We start from the raw sequence: 11592 nt of genomic DNA on the forward strand, positions 1-11592 counted from the left end.
CGTAGCGACGCAATATATTGCCAGTATTGACGTCTCATGCATGCGCTAAGAGCCGCGCCGCTAGCGCATAAACATCTTGCGATACATCGATGGCGTCATGCCCGTCACCTTAACAAAAGCCCGTCGTAGAACATCGTTACTGCGGTAACCACAGGCGGCCGGAATGGCTTTCAGCGGCATTGATCCTGCTTCCAGCAACTTACGCGCTTGATCAATTCGCGCATTCTCCAGCCAATTGCCCGCCTGTACATCCATATGCTGACGGAAAAGCCTCGCTAAATGCCGTGTGCTAATTTGCATATGTGCGGCAAGATCATCGAGTGAACTCACCTGTGCCAGATTGGCCAAAGCCCATCTCTGCATCTCCTGAAACGCACTGCGCCCACCCAGCGAAAGTGGTTGTTTGCGAACAAAATGCCCTTGATTCACTGGCCGTTGAAAGAACATCACCAAATTGGCAGCGATATCCTGAGCCAATTCGCGCCCCAAATCTTCTTCCACCAACCTCAGGGCAAGATCGAGCCCCGACGTGACGCCAGCGGCGGTACGCAATCGTCCATCTGCGATATAAAGCGCATCGGCCTCCACCTGCGCATCCGGTACCTGTTCCATCAGTGCGTCAGCGCAGGCCCAATGGGTCGTCACTTTTTTACCACTCAGTAACCCGGTTTGTGCCAGCAGCAGCGCACCGGTACAAATCGAGCCAAAGCGCTGGCTGTGATGGCATAGCTCAATCAGACGAGCGGTTTGCTGCGCATTTAGCTGCATATCCCGCGCCTCAGGTGCCCCCGCGATCAGAAACGTGTCAGTTTGATGGATATCGTGCAGTGTGATATCCGCCATCAGGCGCACGCCCGAGGAACAACGAATATGTTCCCCTTCCAGTGACATGACTTGCAGCTGGTAAACGGCACGATTGAGCAGTCGGTTAGCTTCGGCAAACACATCCAACGGTCCAGAGACATCGAGCAATTGCGCCCCCGGCACCGCTAAAATCGCAAGATGATGATTCATGCGCTATTCCCGTCTGTTAAAGTCTTAATGTCTTAAAAGGTCGCCAAAAGCTTATTTAAGACATTCTGCCTCGGCATTAAGCTGGTTGCAACTTAACCGAGCGGAGAACCTCCCATGATATTTTCCATTAACGGCATCACTATTCCCGATACTGCAATGACCCGTGACGCGACGACGTTCGTCCGTGATACCGAATCCGATTTGCTGTTTCACCACTCCAGCCGCGTCTATTACTGGGGCGCACTCGCAGGACGCCGCTTAGATCTTAAGGTGGATGCTGAGCTGCTTTATGTCGGCTGTATGTTCCATGATGTTGGCCTGACGCACGAACACTGCAGCTGCGACAAACGCTTTGAGGTGGATGGCGCCAATGCGGCGCGCGATTTCTTGCAACAGTATGGTGTAGAGCAGGCCGATATCGATAAAGTCTGGACCGCGATTGCGCTGCATACCACCCCGGGCATTCCGCAATTTATGGCCCCGGAAATTGCGTTAGTCACCGCTGGCGTGGAAATGGATGTATTGGGCATCAACTATGATCACTTCAGCGATGCGGAGCGTGAAGCCGTGGTAGAACAGCATCCACGCCCAGCCCAATTTAAGGAGGAGATTATTCAGGCTTTCTACGATGGGATTAAAAACAAGCCTGATACCACCTTCGGCAATATTAAAGCCGATGTCATTGCCGATAAGCAGCCTGGTTTTTCACCAATGAATTTTTGTCGCGTCATCCGTCAGTCTCGCTGGGTGGGATGAGTGGGCTGGCGCAGCGAACTCGCGCTGCGCCATACTTCGTTGTTCGCCGAAGCATCTTCATCTCCACTCGCTACACTGCTGCCATCACTGACTGATGGAGCTGAACCATGATTGCTGTCCTGTTTGAAGCACGCACCCAACCTGAGCACCAAGCCCGCTATCTTGAACTCGCCGCACAACTGAAATCTCAACTTACCCGTTTGCCTGGGTTTATTTCAGTAGAGCGATTTTCAAGCCTCAACGATCCTGGAAAGATCCTGTCCCTCTCCTACTGGGAAAACGAAGAGGCCGTGCTGGCATGGAAGAGAAATATCTCGCACCAAAAGGCTCAACAGGAAGGTCGAAACAGCTTGTTTTCTTTCTACCACATCCGTATCGCCGCTGTACTGCGGGAATACGCGCACGAGGCAAGCCAACATGTTTGATATTCACGTGATGCTCAATAATGTCCCAGGCGAGTTAGCCGCATTAGGTTTGACCCTTGGCAAGCATGGTGTAGGACTTGAAGGAGGCGGCGTGTTCACGGTGGGTGAACAAAGTCACGCGCATTTTTTAGTTGTGCAAGGGGAGCAAGCCAGACAAGTGCTAATGGCGGCCGGTTTTCAGGTGGTTTCAGTACAACAGCCGCTGATCCGCAAGCTGAAACAGGATCGACCAGGATAGCTTGGCGAAATTGCTGACGTGCTAGCACGCAATGGCGTTAACATTCAGCTTCAATACAGTGACCACAACAACCAGTTGATCCTTATTACCGATAATCCTGAACGTGCAGCAGAGGTAACCGCCGCATGGCAAGCCGTAGCAGCCCCATAATCACCAATGAGACGGCGGAACAAGGCTTGCAGCAGGCGATGTCTGCTGTGGCTGCCGCTCTGGCCGACCCTTCGCGTGTCAGCATTTTGTGCGCGCTGATGGATGGCCGTGCCTGGACAGCCACAGAATTAAGCGGCGTCGCCGATATCGCCGCTTCCACCACCAGCGGACATCTGGGCAAACTACTGGATGCCCGCCTTGTCACGTGTTTATCTCAGGGCCGCCATCGCTATTTCCGTTTGGCGGGCAGCGATATTGCGCACCTGCTTGAAACCCTTATGGGGGTATCGATGCAGCCACAGCGAGCACTGGTTTCCGCTACACCCCTCCATCTGCGCCATGCCCGCACCTGTTATGATCATTTGGCAGGTGAACTGGCGGTTGAGATATACAGTTTTATGCAAGAAAACGAGTGGGTTGTTGCCGACGGTAGTGCACTTACCCCCTTAGGCCGGCAGCAGTTAGAGAGCATCGGCATGAAGCGAAATCTTCGTAGTAAACGTAAACCTTGTTGTGCCTGCCTCGACTGGAGTGAACGCCGCATGCATCTCGGTGGCGAAGCGGGAGCCGCGCTTCTTAGTCTGCTAATTGATAAACAGTGGCTAAGCCGCACGGCAGGCTATCGAGAGATAAATGTCACACCAGCCGGGAAAAAGGCGCTTCAACGCCTATTTTGCGTGCAGTTGTAAACATCAAAATAACACGCTCGTCACAAATATAACCTTTATCAAATCAGCAAAATTTAATCATCGATCATTTTATGTACTGGCCACTTATCGTTGCTAATATAGTGACGCAACACACAGCAATGCGTTGCCTACGAGAATTTTTCCTTGATTTAATTACCCCGCCCGCTTAGCGGGCTTTTTTTTGTCCATGTATGCCCCATCCCAATAGCAGAGGCAGATGTTGAGTCAATAAAATGAGCGTTTCCTCTCATTAAGAAACGCTTGCTCTGCCGGCGTTGATGGGCGATTTAGGCGCTGATTACGATGTGGATAGCGACCAAACACTTCAATAATCTGCCGATGCTCTAACTCACTCTGATAGTAAGACGATCCTTTCAGCGCATCGAACAACACTTCGGCTTGTTGATGGATAACACGAGACTCGGCATGCATCCAGGGCATCAAGAGAAAGCCTTTTTCATCCAGGTTCAGTGACGCATAGCCCGGAGTTTTCACCGCTTCCTGCGCGAGCAATAGCGCCATGCCATCCTGCTGCCAGGCGAGAGCACTGTCCCGGTGAAGATTGCGGGAGAATTGATCCAGCACGATGATTTCTGCCAATCGTCCCCGAATGTCTTTCCGCCAGGCCGATAGCTCACCGCGACGAGCCGCTTCCCAGTTATCATAAAAACCATCTCGTATCGCTTCATCAAACCCGTCATTCTGTTTGAACCAATAGCTTTCATGGTGCGCGTTAAACCAGAATGCCAATACGGTTTCATACTCCATTCTCTTCCCCACAGATAATTCCCCTAATCACCATCAAGGTTAGGCTAAAATCGTGGTGGTTATCTGTTAGACTCGCGCGGGCGCAGTATGGATAAGGAAACCACTGAGGTGAATGCATGAGTAATCAACTGGATGAGCGACTACAAACCGAGCTGGATAGAATCAACGTAGAAGAGCAGCGTAATGACCGCCCCTACTTTGATATCTCCTTTATCAAAAATTATCCCGGTTTATTCAGCCTGATGTGGATACTGTTTGTTCTTACCATGGCGCTGCTGTTGTACTCCGACTCTTTCGGCACCATCGAATATGTGGTTTGCATTCTGATTTTTGCGGTGTGTAATTTCTTCTTCTTCTTCCATGTCAATCCGTCGTACAAAGCGAAGGATATCGATAAAGGTGCCTGGAAGAATTGCTACACCGGCGACTGGTATATGGAAGTCCATGTTCGGGACGATTTTGTCGATGAACTGCTGGACAGCGCCATTCTGACCGAGAGTGAAAAAACACGGCTAAACGAGATGCGCGCCAGAAAAGGCTATCTGTACTTTGCTGTTATCTATCGTTTAAGGCGTTAAACCTTATTGCGCGCCGCTCCCGCGACGCGCTTTCCATGCTATTTCACCACCGGATGCTTAGCAAACTGCAGCGCCTGCATAAATTTATCATCCAGATGCAGATGCTGCCGCACCAAATCTGCTGGCGTACTGGCTAACCATTGGTTCAATGAAATATCCGCGTAGTAATCGCTTTTAAATAATTCTAAAAACCGCAGCGGCTTATCACCGATATTTTCAATGTAATGCCCCATGGCGAAAGGAACATAGCCAACATCACCCGCGCGGAAATCGAAGGTCCGAGCCTGCCCCGATGAGGCAAAAACGCCCATGCGCCCTTCACCTTCCAGATAGTATTGCCACTCATCGTTGTTTGGATGCCAATGCAATTCCCGCATAGCGCCGGGCTCAAGTTCCACCAATGCAGCGGCGACGGTTTTTGATATGGGGAAATTACTGGTGTCGGTAATGCGTACAGTGCCACCCGGCAGGGTAATCGGTTTTTGCGCCAGCATTTTATGCGAGAAATTCAGCACAGATTTCACGCCACCTTTCACAGCTGCAGAATCCCCGCCCTCCGGCGCTTTCCCGGCAAAAATATACTCGTCGGCCGGTGATGGCAGCGTGTTGAAAACGTCCGCTGATACGCCAAAATTTTTGGCGAGCACTTCAGGCGGAATGTGTTTAAACCAGTCGCTAAGCAGGAAAGTGCTGTCCTCATCAAAGTTACCGTTATCAAAGGCCAGTAAAAACTCGCAGCCGTCGGGACCGAGCCCCTGGATAGAGTGCGGCACACCGGGCGGGAAATACCACAAGTCACCGACGCCAACATCATCCACAAACCATCCACCTTGGGTGTCCAGTGCAGTGATACGTGCATTGCCATAGAGCATGTACGCCCACTCGCCCTCTTTATGCCAGTGCAGTTCACGAATGCCGCCATTATCAAGCCGCATATCTACACCAGCGATGGTAGTGGAAATCCCTAATTCGCGTTGTGTCACCTGCCGCGTCCAACCTCCGCTGCCTTTGCGTACATGCGCATCGCTAAAAGAGAAGCGCAGATTCGGTAATGTACCGCTGTCTGTTGCGGGTGGATCGACAATATCGGGATTGAGCCCCTCACGGATAGGATCGTGTGGACCGGGGTCGCGGGGATGGCGGAGATCGTTTGCTGGGTAAGTGGCCACTGTTTCCTCGTGGGCATGAACTTTACCCGCTGCCAGCGCCACGGTGCCACCCGCTGCAAATGCCATGAAGGTTCGACGAGATAAGTTTTCTAATTTCATACCTGCTGTTTCCTCAGTTTCTTATGGTCTTAAAAGAGCTCATTAACCATAGTGAAACTGTGGTATTGCGATGTAACAGCGTGCGAGTCATTTCAAATCAAGGATTTAATCGAGGACAGAAACTAATCTCATCAACAGGTTAAAATAAACAAATTGTTGATTAAACATTGAGGTTCTGGCGCGCATCCAAATGAATAAAAGGCACAAAGAGGTTAACTCAGCCAAAAAACCATTAGAGAAAATTATCAAAAGCCCATCATAAAGTTAATAAAATGTTACAAATGACAAGCAGATCGCTTATACCCACCTGCAATTTGATGAGGGTTAGCAGACAACCCACTGTTGTCTGCTCTGTGAATCTATTGTTGCCGCTGGAGGCATCGGGATAAATGGAAGCAGGTTTCAGGATTGGAAAGCCAAACTTACTCATTGAGATGTTCTGGTTTTTCAGTTCGAAAGCCTAAACCAATTAAACGACCGAACAGATGGCGCAAGAACGGGAAACGGCTGATCATCTGCGGCACTTTACTCGGCGTAGTGCGCTTACGTTTATTACTGCTCATTTTAATTTGCAGGAATTGCGTGGCAACGGTGGGAAACTGTCGGCGCTGTTGCACTTTCTGCAGGTCACGTAGTGTGACATGGCCTTTTTTCAGTGGAAGAGTCAGGCAATTGGCCGCTGCCACCGCATCCTGAATCGCCAGATTGACGCCAACGCCGCCAATCGGCGACATCGCATGGGCTGCATCACCAATGCACAGCACGCCGGGCTTCATCCACTGATCCAGCCGGTCAATGCGAATCGACAACAGCTTCAATTTGTCCCAACCGTCGAGATCCGCCATGCGCTCAGCGCTGAAGGGCGCTACTTCAGCCATAGCCTGCTTTAGCGTCTCCAGACCGGCAAGCTTTAATGCGTCAAACTCTCCTTTTTGGATGGTGTAGCCGCATTGCCAGTAGTCACCGCGATCAATCACAATGAAATTCTGCTTTGGCCCTTTGTGGCCCATACCCCATTCGGGATCGCTTCCCTGTTTGCCCAACCGGAACCACAGCACATCACGGGATGAGCCAAAGCTTTTACTCTGCAATCCGGCTTTGGCACGTACCTCCGAGTTACGCCCATCCGCGCCTATCACCAACGAGGTATGAATGAGGCGCGTAGCGTTACCCTGTAACGTTTTAACACCCGATACCATACCCTCTGCATAGATCAAATCATCAAAAGCGGTGGATTGTAAGAGCGTGAAGCCGGGAAAAGCGGCCGCTTTGCTCGCGAGAAAATTGAGGAAATCCCATTGCGGCATAAAGGCAATAAAGCGGCACTGCACCGGCAAGCGCGAGAAATCAGCCATCGTGATCTCCTGACCAGCCACTTCTGCCTGTAATTTTTCGGCTCTCTGATGCGGTAAGGTCAGTAGCTCATCCAGCAGCCCGAGATGGCGCATGATCTCCAGCGTCGAGGGATGGATGGTATCGCCACGAAAATCGCGCAGGAAGTCGGGATGTTTTTCAATCACCACGACGCTTAATCCTGATCTCGCCAGTAAATAACCCAGCATTAATCCTGCTGGTCCGCCGCCGATAATACAACAGTCGGCGGTGAGTTCTGTTGGTTGCATCCTGACCTCAGCATAAAGCAATTGATGATAATCGTTATCATTTATATAGCATCGTGTTGAGGTTTAGGTGGGAATAAATGCCACAGTATCTGTCAGTACATAACTGTATGCTGCCCGCAGACGCTAGTTGTGTTAGACCAAACCCAGCTCAATCAAGCTCTGGGCCGTCGCGGTAATTGCCTGTTGGGGTGTGCGCGGCTGCCAGCCCAACACAGACATCGCTTTCTCTGCCGTGACGTTCATATCTACCCCCAACAATTTCACCATCCCTATCATCACTGGATTCTTATCTGCAGCAGCCTGCACACTCTCATCCGTGAGTTCGATCGTTGATACGCAGCGGGCGGCGTCACCCAGTGACGTTTTCAAGGTATGGGCTACCTCGACCAGACGCAAACTATGGCCCGAACTGGCAAGGAATCGCTCCCCCCTGGCTGCTGGGTGCTTCATAGCGATGACGTGTAAATCGGCGACATCCCGCACATCCACAAAACAGCTGTTGATATCAGGACAACCCGGCTGCCCTTCTAACATCTCTTTGATAATCCGGGTTGAGTGTGAGTAGTCTGCGCCCAGCACAGGTCCGAGTACAGCCACGGGATTGATAGCTGACAGCTCTAAACCCCGCCCCTCCTTCTCAATAAATGCCCAGGCTGCCCGTTCCGATAAGGTTTTGGAACGTTGATACGGCCATAAATCGCTGTCCAGGTTCGTCCAGTCCGTCTCCTTAAATGGGCGCGGGTAGTCCGCCGCGTGACCGACTCCGACCGCACCAAATGCCGACGTTAACACCACGCGTTTAACGCCTGCATCCCTCGCCGCCCGCAGAACGCGTAAATTTCCCTCAATCGCGGGGTTGATCCAATCGGCCTCGGTGGCCTGCTCACCGGATGGTGTAGGTGATGCGCCGTGCAACACATAAGTACAGCCTTGAGTGGCCGCATCCCAACCCTGATCGGCCATTAAATCTGCCACGACAAATGTCAGGTTTTCGCCTGGCTCTACACCTCCATGCTGGAGATGTTGTCGCACTTCGTTCTCCCGCTGGGCTGAACGCACCGTCCTGCGCACTCTGTATCCCTGTTTAAGCAGGGAAATAATGCAATGTTGCGCGATAAAACCGGTACCACCCGTCACCAAAACGGTTTCTTTAGTCATGAAAAATGCCTCGCTGTTGTGATACTGAGCAGAGTAAACAGCCATGACCGGATTTTGAATGCTTGATAGTGCGTGTAAGTTGCGTGATAGTACGGAAATGCAAAACGACCCTTTTTCCGACATCCTGAAATTCGTCCACGCGGAATCCCTGGTGACGGGAGGCTTTAGCGCGGGCGGGCGCTGGGCGTTACGTTTCCCTGCGCCCGAGAAGATTAAGTTTTTCGCCGTCCTGAAAGGACAATGCTGGGTTCAGTTTGACGACGGCGCCAGGCCAATTCTGTTCTCAACCGGCGATGTTGGTTTACTGAGTGCAAAACGCGCCTTTGTGCTGTCCAGCGAGCCCGGCGTAGAGCCGGTTGATGCCATGAGTGTGTTTTTCGGTGCCGGAAAACCTCATGCACCCATTGGTGAAGGGGATGATTTTGCGCATATCGGTGGGCATGTCCTGCTGAATCCCACCAGTGGCCGTTTATTGACGCACGTTTTGCCGCCATGGATTCATGTCCCTGCCGCCTCTCCGCAAGCGGCCTCGTTCCGTTGGTTACTGGACCAGTTAGTACAAGAGCGTCGTACCACACAGCCGGGTTCGCAACTGGCCTCGTCACAGTTGGCGCAACTGCTGTTTATTCAGATTTTGCGTGCTCATCTGCAAACCTGTGATGCTTTCCCCGCCAGTTGGCTGCGAGCCCTTGGCGATGCGCGTCTTGCGCCTGCGCTGCAACTGATGCATGGCGATCCGGCAAGAAATTGGCATCTGGAAGAGTTGGCAAAAGCCTGCGCCATGTCACGCACCACCTTTGCTCAGCAGTTTCGAACTGTTGCGGGTGTGACACCGGTTGCCTATCTGACACAATGGCGCATGCGATTAGCCGAACGCGCCTTACGTGAGGAGTCCGATCAGGTGGCCGTGGTGGCGCAGTCGCTGGGTTACACTTCAGAAAGCGCCTTCAGCCATGCGTTTAAACGCGAGACGGGAATGTCGCCAAAAGCGTGGCGACTGGCTGAACGTTCGATGGGATAAAAGGCGCCGCCTTAGCACGTAATCGCATGCGCAAGCATGTATCGCGGATCATGCAGGATATCGACAGCTCACCCAGTGAATACGTTTTGCAGAAACCTTAAGTTAAGGCTGCGGCCTTGCATCAAGCTGAAGCTGCAAAAAGGTCAGATCGAGCCATCGGCCAAATTTGCAGCCTACCTGATTTAATCTCCCCCCATCACTGAAGCCCAGCTTCTTATGCAGCGCGATTGAAGCGCTGTTCTCTGACTCAATCCCGGCAATCATCATATGTTTGCCCTGCTCGCGCGCCCGCTCAATCAAGGCGGTCATCAGCATGCCGCCCACACCTTGGCCGCGCCCGTTTTTATGGACATAGACTGAATGTTCAACGGTATGTCGGTAGCCGTCCCAGGGACGCCAGTCACCATAGGAGGCGTAGCCAATGACGGCTTGCTCCTGAATCGCCACCAATACCGGAAACCCTGCGGCCTGGCGTGCAGCCATCCACTGGATGCGGTTAGCAATATCCACGGTATTCTCATTCCAAATCGCGGTGGTGTTGAGTACAGCGTCGTTGTAGATGTCCGCGATCGCCCCGGCATCGCTCTCTTCTGCTGCTCGTATTTGCATGATTTCCGCCTCGTCACTATAGTGGATGTTTCGTTTACTATTGTAGTTATCCATTATGTTAGATGAGTTGTCTAGTAAAGAAGATGGCATCAATGCGCGCATTGGTCAGAACATTAAAATCGAACGTGAGAAGCGCGGCTGGTCTTTAACCGACCTGGCAGAACAGTCCGGTGTTTCACGGGCGATGATCCATAAAATAGAACGGGGTGAGAGCAGCCCAACTGCGACGTCTCTCGCTCGCCTCGCCGGCTCGTTTGCTATGAGCATGTCGCAGCTCATCGCCCTCACGGAAGTTCAACCCGGGACGTTGCTGCGCCATGCACAACAACCCGTGTGGCAGGATCCGGAAACGGGCTACATTCGCCGCCATATTTCACCTGGCGATATCCCGTTGGATGTCGTGAGTGTAGAGCTCCCTCCGCACACTGACGTGCCAATGCCAGCGATTTCCTACCTTTCACGTCGTCAGTTGATCTGGGTGCTGGAAGGCACTTTGCGCTTTCAGGAGGGCGACAATCTGTTTGAAATGAACGTCGGTGATTGCCTGGAATTGGGCGATCCAACGGATTGCGTGTTTACCAATGCGACTGATGACATTTGTTGTTATGCGGTAATGGTGCTTAAAACCACTGTGTGAGCCCTAATGCGAAGAGACATATGCAGAAGCCTGCTGTGCAGGCGGCACCGCGAAATTGCGCTGCATGCGCTTGATCTCCTCCGCCGGTGGCAGCCCGAACAGACGTTTGAATTCCCGGTTAAATTGGGATGCGCTTTCATAACCCACCGCAAGGCTCGCCGAGGCCGCCGTCATCTCCTGACGCACCATCAGCATTCGCGCCTGATGTAAGCGTACCGATTTCACGTATTGCATCGGTGACTGCTGGGTGATGGTTTTAAAATGCGCGCTGAATGTCGGCACGCTCATGCCTGCTTCACCCGCCAACTGCGCCAGATTGAGCGTGTGGGCATAGCAGGCATGAATATGACGCAGCGCTTTACCCACCTTGCCGAATTGCCCCTGCAACGTCAGCGCGGCACGCAGTGCCTGACCTTGTGCACCCGTCAACACACGATAATAGAGTTCACGCACCAGTGCGGGGCCGAGGATCTGTGCATCCAAAGGATGACTCAGAGCCGTCAGGAAACGTAGCACTGAATCACGTAGCGGCTGATCCATGGGACTCGACATCATGCTCTGCGCCGCTTTCGCCGTGAAAGGCACTTGCTGTTGCTCTAGTTCCAGCAACAATGCTGTCGCCACACTGAAATCAAGATGCATGTAGATCGCCAGCAACG

At 52.3% G+C, this 11592-nt stretch carries 13 protein-coding genes and 1 pseudogene; 7 read left to right on the forward strand and 7 right to left on the reverse strand.

Going from position 1 to position 11592, the window contains the following annotated elements:
- Positions 1–60: 60 nt before the first annotated feature.
- Positions 61–1014, reverse strand: a complete 954-nt coding sequence (locus RT340_RS10590) for a GlxA family transcriptional regulator (RefSeq protein WP_313375826.1) — start codon at positions 1012–1014, stop codon at positions 61–63.
- A 114-nt stretch (positions 1015–1128) separates the two neighbouring features.
- Between RT340_RS10590 and RT340_RS10595 the strand changes: the two genes are divergently transcribed.
- The 4 genes and pseudogenes from RT340_RS10595 (at position 1129) to RT340_RS10610 (ending at position 3272) form a co-directional block, all read left to right on the forward strand.
- Positions 1129–1770 (forward strand): HD domain-containing protein, encoded by a 642-nt coding sequence (locus tag RT340_RS10595; protein ID WP_313375828.1) that lies wholly within the window; start codon positions 1129–1131, stop codon positions 1768–1770.
- Between the two features lie 107 nt (positions 1771–1877).
- Positions 1878–2195, forward strand: a complete 318-nt coding sequence (locus RT340_RS10600) for an antibiotic biosynthesis monooxygenase (RefSeq protein ID WP_160834233.1) — start codon at positions 1878–1880, stop codon at positions 2193–2195.
- A pseudogene (locus RT340_RS10605) lies at positions 2188–2583 on the forward strand (amino acid-binding protein). Before RT340_RS10600 ends, RT340_RS10605 begins: the two are co-directional and overlap by 8 nt.
- Entirely contained in the window at positions 2559–3272 is a 714-nt protein-coding gene (locus tag RT340_RS10610) for a winged helix-turn-helix domain-containing protein (protein WP_313375830.1), read from the forward strand. Before RT340_RS10605 ends, RT340_RS10610 begins: the two are co-directional and overlap by 25 nt.
- Positions 3273–3497: 225 nt before the next feature.
- Here the strand turns inward: RT340_RS10610 and RT340_RS10615 are convergent, their stop codons facing one another.
- Positions 3498–4040 (reverse strand): DUF924 family protein, encoded by a 543-nt coding sequence (locus tag RT340_RS10615; RefSeq protein WP_097119085.1) that lies wholly within the window; start codon positions 4038–4040, stop codon positions 3498–3500.
- 116 nt (positions 4041–4156) lie between these two features.
- Here RT340_RS10615 and RT340_RS10620 point away from each other — a divergent pair, with 116 nt between their 5' ends.
- Positions 4157–4618, forward strand: coding sequence for a YlaC family protein (locus RT340_RS10620; RefSeq protein WP_313375833.1), 462 nt, complete (start codon positions 4157–4159; stop codon positions 4616–4618).
- A gap of 38 nt (positions 4619–4656) precedes the next feature.
- Here the strand turns inward: RT340_RS10620 and RT340_RS10625 are convergent, their stop codons facing one another.
- From RT340_RS10625 to RT340_RS10635, 3 genes are all read right to left on the reverse strand, one after another.
- Complete coding sequence (locus RT340_RS10625; RefSeq protein WP_160834286.1) at positions 4657–5853, reverse strand: cupin domain-containing protein; 1197 nt, start codon at positions 5851–5853, stop codon at positions 4657–4659.
- Positions 5854–6308: 455 nt separating this feature from the next.
- Positions 6309–7508: an FAD-dependent oxidoreductase gene (locus tag RT340_RS10630; protein WP_313375835.1), complete on the reverse strand. Its 1200-nt coding sequence runs from the start codon at positions 7506–7508 to the stop codon at positions 6309–6311.
- A 132-nt stretch (positions 7509–7640) separates the two neighbouring features.
- Positions 7641–8666 (reverse strand): aldehyde reductase, encoded by a 1026-nt coding sequence (locus tag RT340_RS10635; RefSeq protein WP_313375837.1) that lies wholly within the window; start codon positions 8664–8666, stop codon positions 7641–7643.
- Positions 8667–8763: 97 nt separating this feature from the next.
- Between RT340_RS10635 and RT340_RS10640 the strand changes: the two genes are divergently transcribed.
- The gene (locus RT340_RS10640) at positions 8764–9687 is read left to right on the forward strand and encodes an AraC family transcriptional regulator (protein WP_313375839.1); all 924 of its coding nucleotides are present in this window, start codon (positions 8764–8766) and stop codon (positions 9685–9687) included.
- 102 nt (positions 9688–9789) lie between these two features.
- Here the strand turns inward: RT340_RS10640 and RT340_RS10645 are convergent, their stop codons facing one another.
- Positions 9790–10296, reverse strand: coding sequence for an N-acetyltransferase family protein (locus tag RT340_RS10645; protein ID WP_313375841.1), 507 nt, complete (start codon positions 10294–10296; stop codon positions 9790–9792).
- A gap of 55 nt (positions 10297–10351) precedes the next feature.
- On the opposite strand from RT340_RS10645, the gene RT340_RS10650 reads away from it, so the two are divergent.
- A complete protein-coding gene (locus RT340_RS10650) occupies positions 10352–10933 on the forward strand; it encodes an XRE family transcriptional regulator (protein ID WP_313375843.1) in 582 nt (193 codons plus the stop codon).
- Between the two features lie 3 nt (positions 10934–10936).
- On the opposite strand, the gene RT340_RS10655 is transcribed toward RT340_RS10650, so the two are convergent.
- Positions 10937–11592 (reverse strand): AraC family transcriptional regulator (locus RT340_RS10655; RefSeq protein ID WP_313375845.1); only part of this gene is annotated, 656 nt, incomplete at its 5' end.

This window comes from Pantoea sp. CTOTU50773 (genome assembly GCF_032082325.1).
Classification (GTDB): Bacteria; Pseudomonadota; Gammaproteobacteria; order Enterobacterales; family Enterobacteriaceae; genus Pantoea; species Pantoea communis.

Bases quoted from the DNA above. Each gene is read 5' to 3' on its own strand.
- RT340_RS10645 (WP_313375841.1), bottom strand. From the start codon at position 10,296: ATGCAAATACGAGCAGCAGAAGAGAGCGATGCCGGGGCGATCGCGGAC.
- RT340_RS10625 (WP_160834286.1), bottom strand. From the start codon at position 5,853: ATGGCATTTGCAGCGGGTGGCACCGTGGCGCTGGCAGCGGGTAAAGTT.
- RT340_RS10630 (WP_313375835.1), bottom strand. From the start codon at position 7,508: ATGCAACCAACAGAACTCACCGCCGACTGTTGTATTATCGGCGGCGGA.
- RT340_RS10590 (WP_313375826.1), bottom strand. From the start codon at position 1,014: ATGAATCATCATCTTGCGATTTTAGCGGTGCCGGGGGCGCAATTGCTC.
- RT340_RS10600 (WP_160834233.1), top strand. From the start codon at position 1,878: ATGATTGCTGTCCTGTTTGAAGCACGCACCCAACCTGAGCACCAAGCC.
- RT340_RS10650 (WP_313375843.1), top strand. From the start codon at position 10,352: ATGTTAGATGAGTTGTCTAGTAAAGAAGATGGCATCAATGCGCGCATT.
- RT340_RS10615 (WP_097119085.1), bottom strand. From the start codon at position 4,040: ATGGAGTATGAAACCGTATTGGCATTCTGGTTTAACGCGCACCATGAA.
- RT340_RS10635 (WP_313375837.1), bottom strand. From the start codon at position 8,666: ATGACTAAAGAAACCGTTTTGGTGACGGGTGGTACCGGTTTTATCGCG.
- RT340_RS10610 (WP_313375830.1), top strand. From the start codon at position 2,559: ATGGCAAGCCGTAGCAGCCCCATAATCACCAATGAGACGGCGGAACAA.
- RT340_RS10640 (WP_313375839.1), top strand. From the start codon at position 8,764: ATGCAAAACGACCCTTTTTCCGACATCCTGAAATTCGTCCACGCGGAA.
- RT340_RS10595 (WP_313375828.1), top strand. From the start codon at position 1,129: ATGATATTTTCCATTAACGGCATCACTATTCCCGATACTGCAATGACC.
- RT340_RS10620 (WP_313375833.1), top strand. From the start codon at position 4,157: ATGAGTAATCAACTGGATGAGCGACTACAAACCGAGCTGGATAGAATC.